General features: G+C 42.6%; 30 protein-coding genes and 1 tRNA gene. 21 read left to right on the forward strand and 10 right to left on the reverse strand.

Translation table 11 applies throughout. The features are described from left to right. Positions 1 to 313: 313 nt before the first annotated feature. The 18 genes from CRG89_RS05110 (at position 314) to CRG89_RS05195 (ending at position 9132) form a co-directional block, all read left to right on the forward strand. Positions 314 to 1300 carry a 50S ribosomal protein L3 gene (locus CRG89_RS05110; RefSeq protein WP_103287236.1) on the forward strand — a complete coding sequence of 329 codons (987 nt, stop codon included), beginning with the start codon at positions 314 to 316 and terminating at the stop codon, positions 1298 to 1300. Beyond that, entirely contained in the window at positions 1297 to 2115 is an 819-nt protein-coding gene (rpl4p, locus tag CRG89_RS05115; protein ID WP_197706723.1) for a 50S ribosomal protein L4, read from the forward strand. Before CRG89_RS05110 ends, rpl4p begins: the two co-directional genes overlap by 4 nt. Then, positions 2112 to 2375, forward strand: a complete 264-nt coding sequence (gene rplW / locus CRG89_RS05120; RefSeq protein ID WP_103287237.1) for a 50S ribosomal protein L23 — start codon at positions 2112 to 2114, stop codon at positions 2373 to 2375. The genes rpl4p and rplW overlap by 4 nt, the downstream gene beginning before the upstream one ends. Before the next feature lie 159 nt (positions 2376 to 2534). Further along, positions 2535 to 2930, forward strand: coding sequence for a 30S ribosomal protein S19 (locus tag CRG89_RS05125; RefSeq protein WP_103287931.1), 396 nt, complete (start codon positions 2535 to 2537; stop codon positions 2928 to 2930). 15 nt (positions 2931 to 2945) lie between these two features. Beyond that, a complete protein-coding gene (locus CRG89_RS05130; RefSeq protein WP_103287238.1) occupies positions 2946 to 3419 on the forward strand; it encodes a 50S ribosomal protein L22 in 474 nt (157 codons plus the stop codon). Positions 3420 to 3424: 5 nt separating this feature from the next. Then, positions 3425 to 4126, forward strand: coding sequence for a 30S ribosomal protein S3 (locus CRG89_RS05135; RefSeq protein WP_197706722.1), 702 nt, complete (start codon positions 3425 to 3427; stop codon positions 4124 to 4126). A gap of 21 nt (positions 4127 to 4147) precedes the next feature. Then, the gene (rpmC, locus tag CRG89_RS05140) at positions 4148 to 4408 is read left to right on the forward strand and encodes a 50S ribosomal protein L29 (RefSeq protein ID WP_103287933.1); all 261 of its coding nucleotides are present in this window, start codon (positions 4148 to 4150) and stop codon (positions 4406 to 4408) included. A 17-nt stretch (positions 4409 to 4425) separates the two neighbouring features. Continuing rightward, positions 4426 to 4734 carry a ribonuclease P protein component 1 gene (locus CRG89_RS05145; protein WP_103287239.1) on the forward strand — a complete coding sequence of 103 codons (309 nt, stop codon included), beginning with the start codon at positions 4426 to 4428 and terminating at the stop codon, positions 4732 to 4734. Beyond that, on the forward strand, positions 4721 to 5110 hold the full coding sequence (locus CRG89_RS05150; RefSeq protein ID WP_103287240.1) for a 30S ribosomal protein S17: 390 nt from the start codon (positions 4721 to 4723) through the stop codon (positions 5108 to 5110). Before CRG89_RS05145 ends, CRG89_RS05150 begins: the two co-directional genes overlap by 14 nt. Further along, complete coding sequence (locus CRG89_RS05155; protein WP_103287241.1) at positions 5100 to 5534, forward strand: 50S ribosomal protein L14; 435 nt, start codon at positions 5100 to 5102, stop codon at positions 5532 to 5534. Before CRG89_RS05150 ends, CRG89_RS05155 begins: the two co-directional genes overlap by 11 nt. A gap of 15 nt (positions 5535 to 5549) precedes the next feature. Next, positions 5550 to 5912: a 50S ribosomal protein L24 gene (gene rplX, locus CRG89_RS05160; protein ID WP_103287934.1), complete on the forward strand. Its 363-nt coding sequence runs from the start codon at positions 5550 to 5552 to the stop codon at positions 5910 to 5912. 13 nt (positions 5913 to 5925) lie between these two features. Next, on the forward strand, positions 5926 to 6663 hold the full coding sequence (locus CRG89_RS05165; protein WP_158648734.1) for a 30S ribosomal protein S4e: 738 nt from the start codon (positions 5926 to 5928) through the stop codon (positions 6661 to 6663). Positions 6664 to 6703: 40 nt separating this feature from the next. Beyond that, the gene (locus CRG89_RS05170; RefSeq protein WP_103287243.1) at positions 6704 to 7225 is read left to right on the forward strand and encodes a 50S ribosomal protein L5; all 522 of its coding nucleotides are present in this window, start codon (positions 6704 to 6706) and stop codon (positions 7223 to 7225) included. Then, complete coding sequence (locus tag CRG89_RS05175; RefSeq protein ID WP_103287244.1) at positions 7225 to 7404, forward strand: 30S ribosomal protein S14; 180 nt, start codon at positions 7225 to 7227, stop codon at positions 7402 to 7404. The genes CRG89_RS05170 and CRG89_RS05175 overlap by 1 nt, the downstream gene beginning before the upstream one ends. Before the next feature lie 13 nt (positions 7405 to 7417). Continuing rightward, complete coding sequence (locus tag CRG89_RS05180) at positions 7418 to 7810, forward strand: 30S ribosomal protein S8 (protein ID WP_103287245.1); 393 nt, start codon at positions 7418 to 7420, stop codon at positions 7808 to 7810. Further along, positions 7800 to 8378: a 50S ribosomal protein L6 gene (locus tag CRG89_RS05185; RefSeq protein WP_103287246.1), complete on the forward strand. Its 579-nt coding sequence runs from the start codon at positions 7800 to 7802 to the stop codon at positions 8376 to 8378. Before CRG89_RS05180 ends, CRG89_RS05185 begins: the two co-directional genes overlap by 11 nt. Positions 8379 to 8505: 127 nt before the next feature. Next, positions 8506 to 8579, forward strand: a tRNA-Asn gene (locus CRG89_RS05190). A gap of 277 nt (positions 8580 to 8856) precedes the next feature. Continuing rightward, positions 8857 to 9132: a hypothetical protein gene (locus CRG89_RS05195; protein WP_103287247.1), complete on the forward strand. Its 276-nt coding sequence runs from the start codon at positions 8857 to 8859 to the stop codon at positions 9130 to 9132. A gap of 10 nt (positions 9133 to 9142) precedes the next feature. On the opposite strand, the gene CRG89_RS05200 is transcribed toward CRG89_RS05195, so the two are convergent. The 3 genes from CRG89_RS05200 to CRG89_RS05210 form a co-directional block, all read right to left on the reverse strand. Continuing rightward, positions 9143 to 9631: a hypothetical protein gene (locus CRG89_RS05200; protein WP_103287248.1), complete on the reverse strand. Its 489-nt coding sequence runs from the start codon at positions 9629 to 9631 to the stop codon at positions 9143 to 9145. Positions 9632 to 9662: 31 nt separating this feature from the next. Further along, positions 9663 to 10547, reverse strand: a complete 885-nt coding sequence (locus CRG89_RS05205) for a radical SAM protein (RefSeq protein ID WP_103287249.1) — start codon at positions 10545 to 10547, stop codon at positions 9663 to 9665. Positions 10548 to 11323: 776 nt separating this feature from the next. Beyond that, complete coding sequence (locus CRG89_RS05210) at positions 11324 to 11836, reverse strand: HIT family protein (protein ID WP_103287250.1); 513 nt, start codon at positions 11834 to 11836, stop codon at positions 11324 to 11326. A gap of 52 nt (positions 11837 to 11888) precedes the next feature. Between CRG89_RS05210 and CRG89_RS05215 the strand changes: the two genes are divergently transcribed. Continuing rightward, positions 11889 to 13091 (forward strand): M20 family metallopeptidase, encoded by a 1203-nt coding sequence (locus tag CRG89_RS05215; RefSeq protein ID WP_158648735.1) that lies wholly within the window; start codon positions 11889 to 11891, stop codon positions 13089 to 13091. Between the two features lie 370 nt (positions 13092 to 13461). Continuing rightward, on the forward strand, positions 13462 to 14268 hold the full coding sequence (locus CRG89_RS05220; RefSeq protein WP_231911564.1) for a Nif3-like dinuclear metal center hexameric protein: 807 nt from the start codon (positions 13462 to 13464) through the stop codon (positions 14266 to 14268). 63 nt (positions 14269 to 14331) lie between these two features. On the opposite strand, the gene CRG89_RS05225 is transcribed toward CRG89_RS05220, so the two are convergent. Then, positions 14332 to 14562 (reverse strand): hypothetical protein, encoded by a 231-nt coding sequence (locus CRG89_RS05225; RefSeq protein ID WP_103287253.1) that lies wholly within the window; start codon positions 14560 to 14562, stop codon positions 14332 to 14334. Positions 14563 to 14692: 130 nt separating this feature from the next. On the opposite strand from CRG89_RS05225, the gene CRG89_RS05230 reads away from it, so the two are divergent. Beyond that, a complete protein-coding gene (locus tag CRG89_RS05230) occupies positions 14693 to 15025 on the forward strand; it encodes a hypothetical protein (protein ID WP_103287254.1) in 333 nt (110 codons plus the stop codon). A gap of 10 nt (positions 15026 to 15035) precedes the next feature. Here the strand turns inward: CRG89_RS05230 and CRG89_RS05235 are convergent, their stop codons facing one another. The 6 genes from CRG89_RS05235 to fbp all read right to left on the reverse strand — a co-directional run bounded on the left by CRG89_RS05235 (position 15036) and on the right by fbp (position 20555). Further along, entirely contained in the window at positions 15036 to 15818 is a 783-nt protein-coding gene (locus tag CRG89_RS05235; protein ID WP_103287255.1) for a Snf7 family protein, read from the reverse strand. 51 nt (positions 15819 to 15869) lie between these two features. Then, entirely contained in the window at positions 15870 to 17126 is a 1257-nt protein-coding gene (locus CRG89_RS05240; protein WP_103287256.1) for an aminotransferase class I/II-fold pyridoxal phosphate-dependent enzyme, read from the reverse strand. Then, entirely contained in the window at positions 17123 to 18100 is a 978-nt protein-coding gene (gene bioB, locus CRG89_RS05245) for a biotin synthase BioB (protein WP_103287257.1), read from the reverse strand. The genes CRG89_RS05240 and bioB overlap by 4 nt, the downstream gene beginning before the upstream one ends. A gap of 286 nt (positions 18101 to 18386) precedes the next feature. Next, on the reverse strand, positions 18387 to 18524 hold the full coding sequence (locus CRG89_RS08765; protein ID WP_158648736.1) for a hypothetical protein: 138 nt from the start codon (positions 18522 to 18524) through the stop codon (positions 18387 to 18389). 227 nt (positions 18525 to 18751) lie between these two features. Continuing rightward, positions 18752 to 19441 carry a triose-phosphate isomerase gene (gene tpiA, locus CRG89_RS05255; RefSeq protein WP_103287259.1) on the reverse strand — a complete coding sequence of 230 codons (690 nt, stop codon included), beginning with the start codon at positions 19439 to 19441 and terminating at the stop codon, positions 18752 to 18754. Continuing rightward, on the reverse strand, positions 19416 to 20555 hold the full coding sequence (gene fbp, locus CRG89_RS05260) for a fructose-1,6-bisphosphate aldolase/phosphatase (RefSeq protein WP_103287260.1): 1140 nt from the start codon (positions 20553 to 20555) through the stop codon (positions 19416 to 19418). Before fbp ends, tpiA begins: the two co-directional genes overlap by 26 nt. Positions 20556 to 20643 lie beyond the last annotated feature (88 nt).

Here is a 20643-nt window from a genome sequence, read left to right on the forward strand (position 1 = left end):
GCTACAGAGCATAAGCTTCTACAACTAGATATAGTTAGAGAGAAAGGAATCAGAGATCACGAATACAAATATGAATATAAAGATAAAACCGTAATATAGAATCTTTGTGGTAGGGATAACAGTGTTACAGTGTTGTGACACACCTTTGCTCTTAAGTGGAAGTCTAGAATGGTTATGAACTCTAGAACAATGAGACCTTTAGAGAGAAGCAAGAATCTCCAAACTTTCGTGGAAGTATCAATTCTATCAAGACTGGAATTAATCCCCCTTGACCTTAGGTTTATAATAGAGTATCAGATTAAGATGAGGAAGTATGGGCCATAGGAAGCATAGTGCGCCAAGGAGGGGTAGTCTAGCATACCTGCCTAGAGCAAGGGCAAAGAGTATAGAGTCTAGGATAAGGACATGGCCAGAGATAGATGCTAAAGAGCCTAGACTGTTGGGCTTTGCAGGGTTCAAGGCAGCAAACATCCATCTCATAAGCATAGATGATAGGGAGAGGACACCAAACTTTGGCAAGCCATTGATGAGTAGAGCAACAGTCATAGTTACTCCTCCCATGAGGGTTATAGGTATTAGAGCGTATGAGAAGAGTGTTTATGGTTTAAGATCACTCTTCGATATATATGCAGATGGGTTACCAAAAGAACTTGCAAGGAAGGTTAAGATCAAGCCTACGGAGCAGAGTTCCTTGAATGATATAAAGTTGGATGGTGTTCATGAGGTGAGGGCAATCGTTGCTGTAACCCCTAGGGCAGCAGGGTTAGAGCAGAAGAAGCCATTTGTATTTGAGGTTGGTGTTGGTGGTGGAAAGGATGTGAAGGCAAGGTTCGAGTACCTTAAGAACCTGCTAGGCAAGGATGTTAGGATAAATGAAGTATTCAAGACTGGTGAGTATGTTGATGTTAGTGCAATAACCAAGGGTAAAGGCTTTGAAGGACCTGTGACAAGGTGGGGCATAAAGAGGAAGCAGCACAAGTCAAGGAAGAGTGTTAGAGCAGTAGGTACACTGGGTCCAATAAGCCCTGCTACTGTAATGTACACAGTGCCGAGAGCAGGGCAGAGAGGCTTCCATCAGAGGCTTGAGTACAACAAGAGGATACTCATGATTGCAAGTGTAGATGAGCAGAATATAACGCCAAAGGGAGGCTTTATGCACTTTGGCATACTCAAGGGAGATTATATAGTGGTTAGAGGTTCTATTGCAGGTGCAATAAAGAGGCTTGTAAAGTTGAGGTATGCTATAAGACCAAAGGTTAAGAAGGTTGTTGAGCCTAAGATAGTGGAGGTTATAGCATGATGAGTGTAAGTGTATACTCTCTAGATGGTAGCAAGGTTGAGCAGGTAGAACTCCCAAGGGTATTCTTAACCCCGTACAGGATGGATCTCATACATAAAGCATTTGTTCACATCCAATCTAAACTGTTCCAACCACAGGGGAGGGATCCATTGGCAGGGATGAGGGTTAGTGCAGAGTCTAGGGGTACAGGACTTGGTATAGCAAGGATGGCAAGGGTGAAGGGTGAAGGTATGAGGAGGGCAGGTCAGGCTGGAGGGGTTGCTGGTGTTGTTAAGGGCAGGTTAACCCATCCACCAAGGGCAGAGAAGGTTATAGTTAAGAGGCTCAACAAGAAGGAGAAGCATCTAGCATTGTGTAGTGCAATAGCAGCAACAATGATGAGAGAGGTTGTAAAGGCTAGAGGGCATAGGATACCTGATGATATTGAACTACCATTGGTAGTCACAGATGATATAGAAGGTGTAAAGAAGAGTAAGGACCTTCTCAAGGTTCTTAATGCATTGAGGCTAACAGATGATCTTGAGAGGGCAAGGGCAAGTATAAAGAAGAGGAGCGGTAAGGCAAGGATGCGTGGAAGGAAGCAGTATATAGCAAAGAGTGCCCTTATAATAGTGAAGAATGCTGATAGTATAGCAAGGGCAGCATCTTCTATACCAGGCGTAGAGGTTGTACCAGTGAGTAGGCTAAGCATACTCCATCTTGCTCCTGGTGGTCATGCTGGAAGGCTCTGCATATGGAGTAAAGGTGCGCTAGAGAGTATAAGGGATATGAGCAACAATGCAATAGAGTTGATGAAGGAGGTAATGGCTAGATGAATGCTGAACAGGCAAGGAGTATAATAATCAGACCTTATATAACTGAGAAGATCTACACAAAGATGGATAAGGAGGATATACTAGCATTCATAGTACATGATAAGGCAGATAAGCAGAGTATAAAGGAGGCTATAAAGATACTCTACAATGTTGATGCTGTTGATGTTAACACAGCAAGGACGATATATGGAAAGAAGGCATATGTGAAGTTCAAGGCTGGAGCAGCAAGGGATCTAGCAACGAAGTTAGGACTAGTCTGATTATTATCATCATCAAATTAACCCAACCATCATTGATTAATCAATCAATTTTTATACATCATCACACTGCTTCAAGAAAGTTGAGTAAGTAGATAACACTATCTCATGACATAGTTAACACGTTAGATTTAATAGAGGCTAAATTGCATGGATGCAGATATGGTGAAGGAGTTCAGGTATAGGGGTAGAACCTTACAAGAGTTGCAGGAGATGAGTATGGAAGAGTTGATAAATATTCTACCCTCTAGGATTAGGAGAACCTTGAAGCGTGGGCTTGGAGAAGAGAGGCTTAAACTGTTGAGGGAGTTAAAGGCTGCAAAGGATAATCCTTCAGGCAAGCCTGTAAAGACACATCTGCGTGATATGCCTATACTCCCCAACATGGTTGGTCTCACCATACATATTGCTAATGGTAAGGAGTTTGTTCCTGTTGAGATCAAGCCAGAGATGATAGGTCATTACCTTGGTGAGTATGCAATAACAAACAAGCCTGTTAAGCATGGTACTCCAGGCATAGGTGCCTCAAGATCAAGCCTGTATGTACCATTGAAGTAGTATGGAGGTGTTATTATGCCAGAGTTCGATTACACATTCAAGAAGCAGTACGATAAGAGCAAGCATGTAAGGGCAAGCATAAGGGAGGTTGATATCTCACATAAGCATGCAATAGAGATATGCAATGCAATAAAGGGGATGAAGTTGGAGAAGGCGAAGGAGTACCTTGAGAAGGTTGTAGCAAAGGAGATACCTGTACCATTCAGGCATTACCATACAAAGGTTGGGCATAGGTCTGAGTTGAAGGGCAAGAATGCATTCCCTGCTGGGAGGTACCCTGTCAAAGCAGCAAGGGAGATACTACGCTTGCTTGCAAATTTAGAGGCAAATAGCGAGTATAAAGGGATGGACCTTGATAGGGTTACAATAATACATGCATGTGCATACCCTGGAGTTAAGATAAGGAAGTTCATGCCTAGAGCATTTGGAAGGGGTAGTGCAAGGTTCAATACCCTTACGCATGTTGAGTTGGTTGCTTCTGAGAAGTGATGGGTATGTCAAAGCAGGAGTACAGTTCAACAAAGGCCATAATGAAGAACTTCTTCAGGAACTCAGAGCTTGATGAGTTCTTGGAGAAGGAGCTTGCACATGCAGGTTATGGTGGTGCAGAGATACAGAAGACTCCATTGGGCACTAGGATAACGGTGTATGTAACAAGACCAGGGCTCATAATAGGCAGGAAGGGTTTTGGTATAAAGGAGTTAACGAGTAAGTTGGAGAAGGAGTTTGGGCTTGAGAACCCTCAGATCTCAGTACTTGAGATAGAGGTGCCAGAGCTCAACCCAAGGATAATAGCAAATAGGGTTGCACAGATGATAAGCAAGGGTACAGCATTCAGGAGGGCAGCGTTATGGGCACTGAATACAATAATGGATGCTGGTGCAATGGGTGCTGAAGTTGTTATCTCTGGCAAGTTGAGGAGTGAGAGGGCATCATTTGAGAAGTACACCGCTGGCATACTACCAAAGAGTGGAGAGCCAGCAGAGAGAGCAGTAAAGGAGGCAGTGGCACATGTACTCCTTAAGATGGGCCTTTATGGAATACATATAAAGATAGCATACAAGGATGCACTACCAGCAGAGTTTGAGTTAAGGGATAGTGGTGATGTAAGCAAGGTTGAAGTAGAACAAGATCTCAATGTGCAAGAGAAGAAGATGGTGGCGGAGGAGAAGGAGAGGGAGGGAGATGTGGAGTGAAAGGAGGAGGTGGTTGGTGAGATGGCAAGGTTGAAGTTAAAGGATCTCAAGGCTCTAAGTGATGATGATCTCAAGGCAAAGTTATCAGAGTTGAGGTCAGAGCTAGCAAAGATAATGGTGGATAGGGCAAAGGGTACAATAAAGAAGGAGAGTGGAAAGGTTAAGTACATGAGGCGTGATATAGCAAGGATCCTAACCATACTTGGCGAGAGGAGCAGGAGAGGAGCAGAGGGTAATGGTAAGGACAAGGGTAAAGGTAAGGGTAGTAGCAGTAGTAGTTGATGGAGAGGTTATGGTAGATGAGGCTAAGGGAGGATAACATATTTGCACACGAACTTATAGGCCTAGAGTTGGTAGTAGAGGAGAGTAGTGATCCAACACTCCAGGGATTGCATGGAAAGGTTGTATTTGAGAGCAAAAATATGCTCTATGTTAAGGTTGATGAAGCAGATAGATACAGGATAAAGGCTTTACCAAAGGCTATAGTAAGGTTAGTATTCACTCTCCCAGATGGGGTTAGATGTAAAGTTGAGGGCAAGGATTTAATTGGTAGACCAGAGGATAGGATTGAGAGGATAGAGAGGGTGATGATACATGGTAGAAGGTGATGCAAACACTAACATCAGTAGTAATAGTAGTAACAGCAAGGCTAGGAGTATAGGGTTAGAGGTTACTCTACCCTCTAGATCATGTAATGATCTCAAGTGCCCATTCCATGGGAGGTTAAGCATAAGGGGAAGGTTGCTAACTGGTATAGTTGTTAGCAAGAAGGCAAAGAAGATGGTGGTTATAGAGAGGTATTATCAGCAGTACATAAAGAAGTACAAGAGGTATGAGAGGAGGAGGAGCAAGATACATGCTTATCTGCCAGAGTGCATAGATGTTGAAGAAGGTGATGAAGTACTTATAGGTGAGTGTAGACCGTTAAGCAAGACAGTTGCATTTGCACTGTTGGAGGTGAGGAAGAAGAGGCATGGCAGGTAAGAGTAGAGCAGTATCAGCAAAGGGGGTTGAGGAGTTCAAGCCCCATATAACCAGAGCCATACCAGTGTATGCAAATCTAGTATGTGCTGATAACACTGGTGCAAAGATAGTGCAAGTAATCCAGGTAAATAAGTACAAGGGTAGGTTATCAAGGTACCCAGCAGCATCTGTAGGAGACCTTGTAACAGTCGTTGTTAAGAAAGGTCCTCCAGAGTTAAGGAAGCAGATATTTGGTGCAGTTATAGTACGCCAGAAGTACCCTATAAGGAGGCCCAATGGTCTTAGAATATGCTTTGAGGATAACGCAGCAATACTCATAACACCAGAGGGGGATGTGAAGGGTACAGATATAAAGGGTCCAGTCGCTGCAGAGGCTGCAGAGAGATGGCCAAGGATAGCAAACCTTGCATCCATGATAGTATAGTTGGTGGTGATATGCATGAAGAGATCACTTGCTAGGCTTAAGCAGATATACAGTGCTCCATTACATGTGAGGAGCAAACAGGTATGCTCTACCCTATCTGAGGAGTTGAGGAGGCAGTATGGAAGGAGGAGTGTGAGGGTAAGGAAGGGTGATACTGTGAGGGTGCTTAGAGGAGAGTACAAGGGTGTTGAGGGTAAGGTGCAGAGGGTGCATGTGAAGGATGGTAGGTTGGAGATTGAAGGTTTGCAGAGGGAGAAGGTGAGGGGCGATAAGGTACCTGTGCTTGTTCATGCTTCAAAGGTTATGGTTATAGCATTGGATATGGAGGATAAGATGAGGGAAGCAATACTAAGGAGGGGTAAAGACAAACAGTCTTGATATGGTGAGTATCATGGGCAAGAAGGCTGGTTCAAATAGATTGAAGAGGCAGATGATGCCAGCATTCTGGCAAGTGCCTAGGAAGGCTTATAGATTCGCTATAAGACCTATACCAGGACCCCATCCTATAGATAGATGTTACCCTCTAGGCGTACTGCTTAGAGATGTGCTCAAGGTTGTAAGTAACATGAGAGAGACTGAGAAGGTACTCCACAACGGCTATGTGTATGTTGATGGTGTGAAAAGATATGATGTTCACTTCCCTGTTGGATTGATGGATGTGGTTGAACTACAGCCACTGAAGAAGGTGTACAGGTTAGTTCCAAGGGATGGGTTAATACTCAAGCCCATAGAGATAGCAGAAGGAGAGAAGATGGAGAAGGAGAAGAACCTGAAGATATGCAAGGTTGTGCGCAAACATACTGTTAAAGGAGGCAGGATACAATACACTCTCCATGATGGAAGGAATATACTTGATGACCCTAAGTTGAATGGTATAACTATCAATGACTCCATACTCATAAAGGTTCCAGGACAAGAGGTTATTGATACTGTTAAGATGGAGAAGGGTGCATTAGCACTCATAACAGCAGGTGATAATGCTGGTACAACTGGGAGGATAGTTGAGGTTAAGGAAGGTACAATAACACTGCCAAAGAGGGTTGTTGTAGAGAGCGATTCAAAGAGGCTAGAGATACCAGCAGATATAGTCATTGCTATAGGTAGGGAGAGGCCATTGCTCAGCATATGATGAGATGGGAATAAATGGGGGTTAGGAGGTTGGTGAGCATATGAGCATCATGTTGGAGGAGAATGTGATGAGGAGGATAAGGATAGGCAAGGTGGTTATAAATGCTGCTGTAGGCAAGTCAGGAGAGCCTATAGAGAAGGCTAAGAAGATATTAGAGGAGTTGACTGGACATACACCAGCTGTAAGAACAGCAAAGAAGACCATAAGGGACTTTGGTATACACAAGGGCGAGCCTATAGCAGTTATAGTTACCCTAAGAAAGGATAAGGCTCTTCAAGTACTGAAGAGGCTACTTGCAGCAAAAGGTAATAGGATCAAGAGTTCATCGTTCGATGATTATGGTAATGTATCCTTTGGAATAAAGGAACATATAGATATACCTGGTGTAAAGTACAAGCCTGAGTTGGGTATAATAGGTATGGATGTATGCATTGCCCTTGAGCGCCCAGGTTATAGAGTTGCTAGGCGCAAGATAATGCCATCTAAGATAGGCAAGGAGCAGAGGATCAGCAAACAGGAAGCTATAGAGTTCTTCAAGGCTCTTGGTGTGGAGGTGGTTTGATGGCTAAGGTTAGAGACTTTGTACTGACTGGTAGGAAGGAGAGGAAGTATGGTAAGGGCTCTAGGTGGTGCAGGCGTTGTGGTCAGTACACAGCAATAATACAGAAGTATGATCTCTTACTCTGCAGACAGTGCTTCAGGGAAGTAGCCAAGAGGATAGGCTTCAAGAAGTATATGTGAGGTGATTGTTTATATGCCAGCGTTAAATGTAGTTGCAAACCTCTTCTCAACCATATACAACAATGAGATGAGGAGGAAGAGATCATGCATAGTTATGCCTACATCTAAGCTTGCGTTAGAGGTGTTGAGGGTTATGAAGGAGCATGGGTTCATAGGCGATTACCAGTACGTTGATGATGGTAGAGGAGGCAAGGCTGTTGTGCAACTACTCTCAAGGGTAAACAAGTGCAATGTTATAACACCTAGGTTCAGCGTCAAAAAGGATGGGTATGATGAATGGGATAGGCAGTATCTCCCCTCATATAGTAGAGGCATACTCATAGTATCAACACCTCTAGGTGTGATGTCACATCATGAAGCACAGAGCAAGGGTATTGGAGGTGTACTTATAGGATATGTCTATTAGCAAGGAGAGCGTCAAGGAGAGCATTGCTCTAGAGGCTGTAGTTGATGTGCCAGATGGTGTACAGGTAAGCATGAATGGTAGGACTCTTGAGGTGAAGGGACCTAAGGGCAAGGTAAGCAAAGATCTAAGCAAGATACATGTTGATATAAGAGTAGATGGTTCAAGCGTAAGGATAAGACCATTGCTAGCAAGGGGTAAGCCAAGGCGTAAGGATAAGGCTATTGTGAATACCATGCACTCCATAGTAAGGAATATGATTGAAGGTGTGCTTCATGGCTACACATACAAGTTGAAGATAGTACATGCGCACTTTCCCATCTCAGTGAAGGTCAAGGGTAAGCAAGTGCTTATAGAGAACTTCATAGGAGAGCGCTCTCCTAGAGTTGCTGAGATAGTTGGGGATTGTAAGGTTAGCGTAGAGGGCGAGGATGTTATAGTTAAAGGCATAAGCCTTGAGGATGTAGCACAGACAGCAGCAAACATAGAGAATGCTACAAGCATAAAAGGGAAGGATATAAGGGTATTCCTTGATGGTATATACATATATGCAAAAGAGAAAGGCATGTAGAGTAAAGAGATTGATAGATGTATAGGGCTCTTCTAATTCAAAGGTTATAATACGAGGGATAAACACTCATTCAGCCTTAGATTTTAGAGAAAAGATTAAATCGACTAACCAGCATTACCGCTTTGGTGCCGCCGTAGCTCAGCGTGGTAGAGCGGCTGGCTGTTAACCAGTCGGTCGTCGGTTCGAGTCCGACCGGCGGCGCCTAGACTATATTGATTTACTAGATTCTGGTTGGTCTTGGAGTCTATCGTGTACAGATTAATATAATAATCATTGGTAAATAGAGCCATACGTCCATAAATAGACCTATAGGAGTAACTATAATTGCGGTTCTTATGGCTACAGCTGGTATATTCTATTATAACCATCGGTGCTATAGGTTAACCCATGATAATAAGGTTCTTTCATAATTCGAATTATGAAATATTATTGTTCCCTATGTATCATGATTTTTATATAACGTTCACTTACTAAATATGTGGAGATATCGTATAGAACGCTAGTACTATTCATAGGGGCACTTGCAGCAGCAATAGTGGGTATATGGATTGGTTTATCACCAACAGGAGTTGTTCCTGTAACTATAACTGAGGATGTAGTCATCACACATACTCTTGACGATGGATCATGCATAGTTGATACTACAGATACAGTGTTATCTGCAAAGACTGTTAGGAATTGCAACCTCAAGGAGGGTACAAAGATAACAGTCAGTTACGAGAAGGGTTCTGCTGAAGCAAGGATGATTCCATAGTTCAGTTATCTTAATTCTTCCTTGACCCATCACCTACTTTATAGCATTCCTTCATAAGCCAGTCACAGAACTCCTTAACTCTAGCATCTATGCTCCTCCACACATGGAATGAGCCTGGAAGCACATCTATCCTCCCATCACTAAATAATATCTTAACCCCCTCATTATTATCATATGCCATTGCATCCCTTATCTCAACTACATCATCCCTAAATACCTCCCTAGCCTTGCTCTTTATAACATCTTTATGTATCCCAAGTTTAGTCCTGAACTTATCTATGACAACTGTAACGTTCTCCTTCCCATATGTATCGAATGCAAGAACCTTCTTTGTATCGAATAGGCTTACTACTAGCATTACACCATACCTTGAGCCTATAGCCTCGCTTATCCTACTCAACTCATTGTAAAGCTTAAGCACGTTCCTAATCTGCTTAAGCCTACTCCTCTCCTCATCTATTACCCTGTATAGATCATCCAGCATTGCTGTGAAGCTCATGGTGTATCATAACCACTCCTCCCATATAATGCTAGAAGCGTCTAAGATAACTTGCCTTGAGCCTATCTGGTCTTGCCTTGAGCTCATCTATCAATGCCATAGTCCTTGCTCTATCATCTGGGAGTACAGCCTTGATAGGATACGGGTTTGAGGCATGATTGGCTCTAAAGATTATCTTCTTGTCATCTATAGGCTCTATATGCTCTACAAGCATCTTTAGTTCATCCAAAATCTCGATATCACTCAAAGGCTCAAATGGCTCACCAAACTTGCTCATGAACTCATCCCTTACAACATCATCTAGAAGTAGTGTGAGTGCAGCAAGGTACTCTGGTGCAATTATACTTGAGACTCTAGCACTCTCTAGAGCATGCTCCTTACTATACCTTCTACCTCCTAAACCAAGTATGAGCATGCATGATAGTTGGATGCCAGCGCTCTTAGCCTTCAAGCATCCCTCCACTATACCCTTTGAGGTTGCACCCTTTGTAACCTTCCTAAGTACTGTATCTGAACCACTCTCTATGCCTATGTAGAGTAGTTTAAGCCCAGCATCCTTGAGTGCTACCAACTCCTCCCTGCTCTTCTGCAAGAGGTTCTTTGGCATAGCATAGCATGATACACGCTCTAGTTTTGGAAATGATCTGTATAGGTAATCTAATATACTAAGCATATACTCAGTCTTTATGTTTAGAGCATCACCATCTGCAAGGAATACCCTTCTAGTGTTTGGGTACTCTTGACTAGCATAATCTATCTCCGCTTTAATCTCATCCCATGAACGCTCTTCATACCTCTTACTTCTATACATGGAACAGAATGAGCATCTATTGTATGAGCATCCTATTGTAACCTGAAGTATCAGTGAGTCAGCCTCAGATGGGGGCCTATACAATGGCTCTATGTAAGTAAGCATACTCGTAGTATGGCTATGGGGTATTTTAATATTGATTATATTTCAAAATTCGAATTATGAAATATCGTTACGATCTAGGCTATCGTTACAAGATCATTAGTTTCCGTTAACCCTTGCTCTGTCGCATAACTATGAATGAAATACACAGATTATACGCTAGATACCGATAATATGTTATATGCTTAGTACTTACGGTACAAAGATGACTATATTAAGAGTTATGTAATAAAGCAGAATTAATTTATATAAGGGATGAATACGTAAATGCATCATTCGATTCAGCACATATCACGAATATTTATATATGTAAGGAAAGGGGCTACATATGGATAATGCATACGAATGAATCAACCGAACGAGTCAACCACAGAAACAAGAACAACCACAACAACAGTAAAAGAAGCCCTATGGAATGTATATTATTGCGTTAGCAATGAGTTTATTCTGGCGTAATGCTATCAATAAACTTGAATATTGTGGGTGAGAATGGAGTAGGGAGAAAGATGGTAGGATAATACGCATAGAGTAGTTTTGAATTTGCCTCTTCTCTCTACCCACTATTTATCTTAACATAATCTATGGGGTATGTATACCATAGCGTATGCATAATGACATGTTAAGCAAAAGATGGGCATCTTTTACTTTCAATTCATGGCTTATAACATACATACCCCTTTACAGAAGCATATCATAGCATATAAAAACCCATAGGGTATGTATATTATGAGGCTAGATACTGATTGATAAGAATCATTAGTTATGTTGGTTAAGAAGCCTTACAAACTCTGGTTCACAAGCTTTGCCTTCTCTTCCTCTGGCAGATCAAGCAGGAGCCTCTCATAGGTTCTCTCAAGATACTCTGGTATTATCCTTGTATCCCCAACAACTGGCATAAAGTTGGTATCTCCATTCCACCTAGGCACTATATGCATATGTAGATGATCTGCTATCCCAGCACCTGCAACCTTCCCTATATTCATGCCTATATTGAAGCCATCTGCCTTCAAGGCATCCTTTAGGATGGAGATACATAACCTTAGATAACTGAAGATCTCAGCATACTCTTCATCATTAACCTCTCTAGGATCTGCAACATGCCTGTATGGTGTTATCATAAGATGCCCATTGGTGTAAGGATATGCATTGAGTATGACGAATACATGCCTCCCTCTCATGAGGATGAGGTTCTTCCTATCCCTCCCTTCCCTTGGCTTTGTGCAGAATATGCATTGCTCATCTGATGGCCTCTCTATGTATGCTATCCTCCATGGTGCCCAGAGCCTCTCCACAGACCATATACCTAACTACTAATTATATATGTTGAGCGCCATTATCAGATTCATGCTTTACAAGATCAAGGATGCTGTAGATAGTGAGATGCAGAGCATAGTAGAGGATGCAAGGGAACTGATAAGGATACCTAGCAGGAACCCTCCTGGAGAGGAGAGGAGGTGTGCTGAGTATATACACTCAAGGCTCAAGGAGTTGGGGCTCAACTCCATACTACTTCATGAGCCATATGCTGATAGGCCTCAAGTTATAGCATATGCAAGGGATAGCAGGTTTGATGAGCTGAGGATAGTCCTGAATGGGCATATAGATACTGTACCAGAAGGTAGTATGGAGGGATGGAATGTAGACCCATTCTCTGGCATGATCAAGGATGGTAAGATATACGGTAGAGGGGCTGCAGATATGAAGTCTGCACTTGCAATAATGATGCATATCTGCAAGATTGTTGGTAGAAGAGATCTCCTGTTATGCTTTGCTATAGGGGAAGAGAGGGCAGAGCCTGGTACAAGTACCATACTGAAGCATGTTAGAAGACTAGGTATAGATAGGCTAAGGTATGGGATAGTCATGGAGCCTACATCTCTTAAGATAGCAACGTGTCAGATGGGTGCTCTTTGGCTCAACGTAAGGGTCAAGGGCAGATCAGCCCATGCATCAATACCTACTAATGGCATCAATGCTATAGTTAGAGCATGTAAGGCAATTGGTGCATTGGAAGCATATGCAAGGGATATAGCTAAGCGTAGTATAAGCAATAGCAGTAGTATGATAAGCAATGGCAGTAGAGCATGCATACCAAGATGCTCAGTTACAATGATAGCAGGAGGCGTGAAGGAGAATATCGTACCAGATGAATGCTCATTCACTATAGATAGAAGGGTAGCGCCATACGAGAGTGCTAATGATGTGATAAGCGAGATAAAGGCACTACTGGATGCATATGCAGAGGAGTATGAGATGAGCATGATAGCAGAGAGGAGCCCTGTATGTATAGATGAGTCATCGATCTTGGTTAAGGGTCTGAGCGATGCATTAGCAACTATAGGCATAACTGATCATCCAGTCTGCTGGTGCTTCCCTGGCTCTACAGATAATGAGCATGTAGTAAGGGAAGGTATAGAGAGCATAGTATGGGGTTCTGGAAGCATAGAGCAGGCACATGCTGCTGATGAGCATATAAGTATAGAGGAGTTGAGGTTGTCTACTTATGCACTTGCACTGTTACTATCAAAGCTAGGTTATCAAGAATAAATGAAGAGGATGGCTATAGTAATGGATCAAGCATATAAGGCTCTACATATAGATGGCAATAAGGAAAGAGAATGGATACAACTTTTTAAGATAGTGGATGCTAAGTTAAGCATCTTCAAGAGTCATTCATACTTGCTAAGATCAATATGATATACAAACATTGAATTGGCTATGGAGTACAGTACTATACTAATAAGTAGCAAGAAGAGAGGAGCAAGAGGATCAATTTAGCAATGAGGCTCGCATTGGCTAGACTAAAAGACAAGTTGGTAGCGCGATGAAGTATTATCCATCAAATGCTAACTAGCCTGTCTACTCTACAAGATCATATTTTTATACAAGCTCTATTATCTAGATTAGTTTGGGTAGGATGGATACTGAAGAGATAATGCATACAGCGTTGAGCCTAGCAGGTATGGATAGTATACCTGCAGATAGTGCAGTGCATGTTAAGGGCAAGGATATAAGGAAGGTTCTAATGTGTATAGATGTTGAGCAATCAACCATAATGCTTGCAAAGCATCTAGGCTATGATGCTATCATTGCACATCATCCAATAGGCAAGGCATACATAGACTTCTACAAGGTCCTTGATAGGCATGTTGAGTTCATGCTTAATGCTGGGATAGCAAGGGGTGTTGCTGAAGAGGCAGTGAAGGAGTTGAAGGAGAGGGTTATGCTTAGGGCACATACATCCATATACACACATGTAACATCATTTGCAGAGAAGGTTGGCATGCCATTGCTTAACATACACCTTCCATGCGATGAGTTGATGAGGAGAGCCATTCTGAAGAGCCTTGAGGCAGGTAGGGTTGAGAGGGTTAGGGATATAGCCTCTTCAGTTGAGCAGTTGGATGAGTTCAAGAAGGCAGATACAAGGGTTAAGGTTGTGCATGGTGATGAGGATACTCATGTGAAGAGGTATATGCTCGTTGTTGCTGCTGGTACAAATGGTGGGTATAGTGTTGCCAAGGCATACTTTGATCATGGTTATGATACAGTCATCTACCTTCACATAAGCCCTGAGGATCTTGCTAGAGTAAAGAGCAGTAACCTGAATGGTAACCTTGTTATACTTGGTCATCTTGCTGGAGACTCTCTAGGCATGAATATGCTTGCTGATGAACTTACAAGGAAGGGCTTGCAGGTTGATAAGTTGGGCATAATAGAATAAGAAGAAGAAAATAAGAATTATGAAGTAAGGAAGGGAATGGTATATATAATAGGATGGTATAGATTAGAGCGAGTCCTTAACAAGGATCTTCATAACCCTGCCCTTGACTATGGTCTTATCCTGCCAGTACTCCCTGCGACCTCTACTCTTCTTACTACTCTCATTCTTTACAAGGAAGATCACCTTGCAGTTTGTACATTCATATGCATGTGTCCTCTCCTTGTTCACTGCAAAGGGATTGCTTAGATCCCTTCTATACCATACCCTCTTCCTGCAGAAGAAGCAACTCACCATTCTAGCATAACTTCTAGATGTTAGAGATAAGGGCTTCTATCATGAGTATTTGCTGATAACGTTAACTACTCTTGACATTTCAGAATTCGAATTCTGAAATATTATTATAAGGGTATGCTTAGATGATGATATGCCAACTATTAGGTTAAAGCATGATCTTAGCGATGAGCAGTTCAAGGAGTTACAGAGGTACATGGATGAGATGCCAATAGAGTATATACTTGCAGGTTTAAGGTTCTCGTACAGGAGATGGCTTGCAAAGGAGCGTGGTATGCTTATGGTTGGTAGAAGGAGTAAGGTGAGGCAGGAGGTTGAGATGCTAACGCTAGAACAGGCAAGATGGAGGCTTGAGAACTGGAGTAGGATGATCAAGATATACAGAGAGAAGGGTTACAGTTACCCAACCATACATAGGATAAGGAAGGCACTCATGCGTATAGTTAACAGTTATAATAAAAATTAAGTAAATAACATCACATAGCTATCATATCCTTTGTACTGCTACTACTCTTACTACTACTGCTACCGCTGTTACTGCTACCATGGCTGCCAACCCTCCTTGTCTGTGTACGATTCATGCTAGTGCTAGTCAGCATATCCATATCTTCCCCCTTTATCTCTGGCAGAGAGAGTACATCCTGTGGTAGATCTGGTAGTTTTGCCTTTATGCTATCCTCAACTAGGCTTGTAGCCTCATCCAGTATGCTCTGAGCATCACTGCTAAGCATAGCGTTTATGGGTATGGTGCTATTTGATGCCTGTGCTGTATCAACCATTATGCTACTGAACATATCGTACATCTCCTGCATCTTCCCATCGAACTCAGGCATTATCCTGCTGAGATCATTCCCTATACCCTTCACCACAGCCATAGCAGGACTTAGGGTTACAACAACATCGCCTAGATCGCTTATTGTGCTTAACCTCAGGTTTATCTGCTCTAATGCAAGTCTGACATGGCTTACCATCCTACTCACCCTTCTAACCTGAGCAAGTTCGTTTGAGAGTATAGATGCATACTGCATATTCCTCTCCTGTATAGCCTGTGTTACCTTGCTGAATAGCATCCTATCCCTCTCAACCAACTTCTTGTGTATAGCATCAAGCCTTACTATCTGAGCCTGCATCATCCTCCTAGCATCCTCTATCCTTGGCTTCAGTGTAGTATTGCCATTACCATTACCCTTTATCTTACCTATACTACTACCACCATCATCATTATTATTATCATTCTGCCTAATCCACTTGAATACCACACTACCCTGCTACCATAGCACTTTTTTAATTCTGATGTTAACTCTAGTTAATCAGATAAGGTTCAACTCTTTGCCAACCATACTAAATACATCTACAACATGCTTCAGCATATGCTCATCGTGGAGTGCTGTAACACTAAGCCTTATCCTTGCTGAGCCCTTTGCAACTGTAGGGTACCTTACTGCTTGAGCAAATACACCATGCTCAAAGAGCATGTTTGCAAAGTCAATTGCAACCTTCTCATCCCCTATGAGTACAGGGATTATATGGGTTGAACCCTTCAGATTGAAGCCCTTCTCTGCTAGAGCATCCCTAAGGATCCTTGTATTTGCGATCAGCCTATCATGAACCCTTATCATCTTCCCCTCATGCTCAATGATACCATCTCTAACTATCTTCAGAGCCTTCAGTGCAGCCCTTGCAAAGAGTGCTGGTAGGGCAGAGGTGTAGATGAACGTTCTAGATCTGTTTATAAGATACTCTATCATATCATTGCTACCTGCAACGTATCCTCCAAAGCATCCTAAGGCTTTGCTCATACTACTGATTACAACATCAACATCATGCTCTGCACCCATATGCTCTGCTGTGCCTCTATGGTTCTTGCCATAGATGAAGTCACCATGTGCATCATCAACAACAAGCATTGCATCGTACTCTCTGCATAACCTGCCTATCTCATCAAGCCTAGCCATATCACCATCCATGCTAAATACACCCTCAGTTACTACAATCCTCCTTCTACTACTACAACCTCTTCTTGAATTGGTTGTTGTTGATGATGAAGATGATGAAGAAGGGGAGGATGGTGATGGAGATGAAGATGATGTAAGCAACTCTCTAAGGTTTGCTACATCGTTATGCTTGAATACCTTTATACTTGCCTTGCAAAGCCTACACGCATCTATTATGCTTGCATGGTTCAACTCATCGCTGTATATTATGCTATGCTCATCTGCTAGTGCTGCTATTGCAAGGCATGCCATATAACCTGTAGGATACACAAGTGCTCTATCCTTCACCTTATGCTTAGCAAGTTCATTCTCCAACTCAATAAGTGCAGGATCATTACCAGCAATAAGTCTAGAACTACATTGAGATATGCTACTCATCTTGCTTATAGCATGGTCTATAACCTCCTTGTTTGATGATAGGCCGAGGTAATCGTTTGAGCAGAGTAGTATAACCTCTCTTCCATCAACTATTGCCCTACTTGCATCTATTATCCTTACATCCCTAAGCCTCCTGTACAGGTTCTGCTCTGCAAGTTCTCGCAGTTCTTCCCTCAGTTCACTTGCATAGTTCATACTTGGAGGTTCAAACTTCTTATCATTGCTATATCCTGCTCAGCAGTGTTGCCATTAACTGTAAGGTAGCCATTTGTTATTATCCCGTTGGCTCCAGAGAGCAGTGCTTTACTCTGCTTATCTGCTAGATGCATCTCCCTACCCCCTGCAACCTTAAGTATACATCTAGGCATTATGAACCTGAATACTGCTATCGTTCTAAGTATATCATCAACTTGCACTGGATTCATGCCTTGCAATGGTGTACCTTCTCTAGCAACAAGGATGTTGATAGGAAACTCCTCTGGCTCAAGCATGCTTGCCTCAAATGCAAGTTCCAGCCTCTGCTCTACACTCTCCCCCATCCCTATTATACCTCCACAGCACAACTCTAACCCATGCTCCTTTGCCAACTTTGCTGTATTGAACCTATCAAGCCATGTATGTGTTGTGCATATCCTGCTGAAGAAACTCTTGCTACTCTCAAGGTTGTGGTTATACCTCTTAACCCCTAATGCTTTAAGCCTCTCAGCCCTCCTAGCATTAAGGAAGCCTAGAGAGCAGTTCACATCTATCCCAACCTTATCCCTTATTGCTTTAACGGCAGAGCATACATGCTCGAACTCATCACTGCTAGGCTCACGCCATGCGCATACTATGCAGAAGCTCCTTGCCCCAGAGCGCTTTGCTGCATCTGCTCTAGCAACCAACTCCTCCACGCTTAGCAATGGGTACTTGCTTATCCTTGCCTTATTCCATGCAGATTGTGCACAGAATGCACAGTTCTCTGAGCAGTTTCCAGACTTTGCATTTACAAGTGATTCAACATCAACCCTATCGCCATTGAACTCCCTCCTTATTGTGTTTGCTGCATCAAGTAGATACTCAAGGCTATCCTTGCTTGTATTTATTAACCTGAGAGCATCGCTCATGCTTATCCTCTTACCAGATAGTATATCGCTCATGCACCGCTGTATTAACTCTCTCTCAAGCATAGGAGAAGAGTTTGTGAACCACTAAATAAATCTTGGTTCACATTAAATGCTAGATTGAATGATTATGAACATCAACTAAGAGAAAGAAAGGAAGGAAGGGAGGGAGGAAGAAGATTCATACGTCATAGTTGGTTAGCCATGCTATCTGCTGTATACCTCTTCCTGTATATGTACAGGCTTATATGCAAGGAGTGATAGCAGCAAGTATAGGTAGTATATGCTCTGGTATAACATTGAAGGATATCAATAACTTCTGGTTCACTTTCTTGATACCATTACGCCATCCTCATAGAAGGCTAATCTCTATATCCAACTCCCATAACCCTAACTCATCTATTGCTATGGTTGGATTTGGTTCTAATGCAGACCAATTAGGTGCAGGGAAGTTTATTACTGCTGGAGCAGTTGTTATATCTATTGGCACTAGGCTATACTAGATCACAGTTCTGATCCAACTCAGTTCGTTAAGAGCAGCATTGTAAGTTTAGATAATGCTTATTGCGTTGCTTATGCTTGCTACCAACAGCATTCCTATTATATATACAACTATCTTCCTCATTGCTCATAGTATATATAAACTTTTTAGCCAAATTAAGAGAAAGTAACAAATCTTCTATAACATGAATCAGGTAATATTGCTGCGCTTTAATATCATCTACTGCTCATTCCTACTGCTATATCCCTTATCCTCTCATACCAGTTCTCTGCCTTTACTATACCACTTGCAACTAGCACACCTTTGGAGCCTAGCCTTATAGCAGTGTTAGCATCTCTACCATCAACTATACCTGCACCACATATAACCTTGCTCCTCAACCCTAGCCTACTTGCCCTCTCAACAGATCCAGTTATAACATAAGGCTTGCTCTTGCTTACAGCATTCCCTGTACCTATAAGCTCTGGTGGCTCTATAGCAATATAATCTGGCTCTACTTCTAATCCTGCTATAGCATCTATCTCATAAGGCTCCCTAACACATACAACTGCTAACATGTTGGATGAGTGAAGAGCATTAACTATATCCTTTATCTCTTCAAGCAAGAGTCTATGCTCGCTATGATTGACTATTGAACCTGCTATGTTGAATGATCTGAGCATCTTTGCTGCATTGTAGCCTGTTGTGCTTCCCTCTCCCTTTGCATCAACATGCTGAGCTATAACTGGTATGCTAACATGCTCTGCTACAAGTGCCAATGCAGGGTTTGGTGGGGCAACTGCTATACTATCAAGCAAATCCAACTCCCTTGCTACTCTTTCAGCCTCTAAAGCAAGCGCTAGGCATCTCTTACCACTAACCTCCATGTAGTTCTTGAAGTTAATGATCAGGATTGGTTCTTGCAACTTGCTCCTTCTCTTCCTCCCTTGCTGCTTTAGCCTTGAACCTCTCTCTAAGTTTCTTCATCCTTGCTTCATAACCCTTGTTGTACTCCAACTCCTCAGGTACAAGCGTAGCAGGGTGTATGAAGCCTTGAGCCCTCATCGCTAATGCCCTCTCAACAGCAATACTCCTTATGTAATCCCAGTCTGGAGTACCAAAGCCATCGAATGGCTCTGTTAGCACACCATCATGCATGCTGAATACTGCTGCACTAACTATTGGTATGGAGTAGTTAAGGCTTGCTGCTGTATTCAGTCTAACAGGCATCAATGGTAGATGATGGCTACCCCTAGTGTTACCAGCAACGAAGTGAGGGTTGCTGAATGCACTGCACGCCTCTTCAGTTGCAGGGAATGCCCTTTGAGTTCTAACTATTGCTATGGGATCATCCTTACCAACGTATGTTCCTGCTATGTTATGTAGCCTATCAGTACTAGCACTAACTATTGGTTCACCCTTCTTGCTGTATATGCTCTCAACAACATAGCGAGCAGGGTACATGAGCGCTGCTTCAAGCTCTGGCTTATCCTCCCATAGTCTTAGTTCTGCTACCTCCCCAGTTAGAACATCCATAACATTGAATACAACACCCTCAGCAAGGTCTGGGTTTATTATTATTCCTGTATTACTAAGGCTATCAACGAACATCTTGTAGAATGGAAGGTTGAATGCCCCTGGCTCAGTCTTATCAGCAGCAAAGACAACTAATGCCTCATTTGCCCTCTCTTCAAACTCCATCTCTGCTACCCCTGGACCCATACCTTTAACATTGCCAGAGAATGAGTCCTTGAGTAGATCCTGACCAGCACCATAGAGACCTTGAGCCTTTGCAACCTTTGTTCCCTCAATGAATGCATCCCATGCAAGTTGATGAACTCTAGCATTGCCTACACCATGTGTATGGCTCATAAGGATATGGATATCATCACCAATGAACCCAACGTAGCAGTCTATTAGCAGTTTACCCTTCTCAGCCATCACGAACTCCTCAACACGCTTGAGCAGTGCATTGCTAGGCCTTGTATGCCCCCCAACTCCTCCTATATCTGCCTTTATTGCAGATAGAGTTATCTTCATGCGCTAGAGTATACATGGCTAGGTTAAATATTTATCCAGATTAAATGCTAGGCAGGCTGGGTTAGGATTAGTAGATAATTATGGTGTG

The sequence above is a fragment of the Candidatus Nitrosocaldus islandicus genome (assembly GCF_002906215.1).
GTDB classification, from domain to species: Archaea; Thermoproteota; Nitrososphaeria; order Nitrososphaerales; family Nitrosocaldaceae; genus Nitrosocaldus; species Nitrosocaldus cavascurensis.

Coding starts and splice junctions, on each gene's coding strand:
- CRG89_RS05225 (WP_103287253.1), bottom strand. CDS start 14,562: ATGGTGAGTTGCTTCTTCTGCAGGAAGAGGGTATGGTATAGAAGGGAT.
- CRG89_RS05170 (WP_103287243.1), top strand. CDS start 6,704: ATGAGCATCATGTTGGAGGAGAATGTGATGAGGAGGATAAGGATAGGC.
- CRG89_RS05110 (WP_103287236.1), top strand. CDS start 314: ATGGGCCATAGGAAGCATAGTGCGCCAAGGAGGGGTAGTCTAGCATAC.
- CRG89_RS05180 (WP_103287245.1), top strand. CDS start 7,418: ATGCCAGCGTTAAATGTAGTTGCAAACCTCTTCTCAACCATATACAAC.
- CRG89_RS05240 (WP_103287256.1), bottom strand. CDS start 17,126: ATGAACTATGCAAGTGAACTGAGGGAAGAACTGCGAGAACTTGCAGAG.
- CRG89_RS05135 (WP_197706722.1), top strand. CDS start 3,425: ATGTCAAAGCAGGAGTACAGTTCAACAAAGGCCATAATGAAGAACTTC.
- CRG89_RS05145 (WP_103287239.1), top strand. CDS start 4,426: ATGAGGCTAAGGGAGGATAACATATTTGCACACGAACTTATAGGCCTA.
- bioB (WP_103287257.1), bottom strand. CDS start 18,100: ATGCTTGAGAGAGAGTTAATACAGCGGTGCATGAGCGATATACTATCT.
- rplX (WP_103287934.1), top strand. CDS start 5,550: ATGAAGAGATCACTTGCTAGGCTTAAGCAGATATACAGTGCTCCATTA.
- fbp (WP_103287260.1), bottom strand. CDS start 20,555: ATGAAGATAACTCTATCTGCAATAAAGGCAGATATAGGAGGAGTTGGG.
- CRG89_RS05150 (WP_103287240.1), top strand. CDS start 4,721: ATGGTAGAAGGTGATGCAAACACTAACATCAGTAGTAATAGTAGTAAC.
- CRG89_RS05205 (WP_103287249.1), bottom strand. CDS start 10,547: ATGCTTACTTACATAGAGCCATTGTATAGGCCCCCATCTGAGGCTGAC.
- CRG89_RS05155 (WP_103287241.1), top strand. CDS start 5,100: ATGGCAGGTAAGAGTAGAGCAGTATCAGCAAAGGGGGTTGAGGAGTTC.
- rpmC (WP_103287933.1), top strand. CDS start 4,148: ATGGCAAGGTTGAAGTTAAAGGATCTCAAGGCTCTAAGTGATGATGAT.
- CRG89_RS05200 (WP_103287248.1), bottom strand. CDS start 9,631: ATGAGCTTCACAGCAATGCTGGATGATCTATACAGGGTAATAGATGAG.
- CRG89_RS05125 (WP_103287931.1), top strand. CDS start 2,535: ATGGTGAAGGAGTTCAGGTATAGGGGTAGAACCTTACAAGAGTTGCAG.
- CRG89_RS05175 (WP_103287244.1), top strand. CDS start 7,225: ATGGCTAAGGTTAGAGACTTTGTACTGACTGGTAGGAAGGAGAGGAAG.
- CRG89_RS05185 (WP_103287246.1), top strand. CDS start 7,800: ATGTCTATTAGCAAGGAGAGCGTCAAGGAGAGCATTGCTCTAGAGGCT.
- CRG89_RS05165 (WP_158648734.1), top strand. CDS start 5,926: ATGGGCAAGAAGGCTGGTTCAAATAGATTGAAGAGGCAGATGATGCCA.
- CRG89_RS05220 (WP_231911564.1), top strand. CDS start 13,462: ATGGATACTGAAGAGATAATGCATACAGCGTTGAGCCTAGCAGGTATG.
- CRG89_RS05130 (WP_103287238.1), top strand. CDS start 2,946: ATGCCAGAGTTCGATTACACATTCAAGAAGCAGTACGATAAGAGCAAG.
- CRG89_RS05230 (WP_103287254.1), top strand. CDS start 14,693: ATGCCAACTATTAGGTTAAAGCATGATCTTAGCGATGAGCAGTTCAAG.
- rplW (WP_103287237.1), top strand. CDS start 2,112: ATGAATGCTGAACAGGCAAGGAGTATAATAATCAGACCTTATATAACT.
- CRG89_RS05215 (WP_158648735.1), top strand. CDS start 11,889: ATGCTTTACAAGATCAAGGATGCTGTAGATAGTGAGATGCAGAGCATA.
- rpl4p (WP_197706723.1), top strand. CDS start 1,297: ATGATGAGTGTAAGTGTATACTCTCTAGATGGTAGCAAGGTTGAGCAG.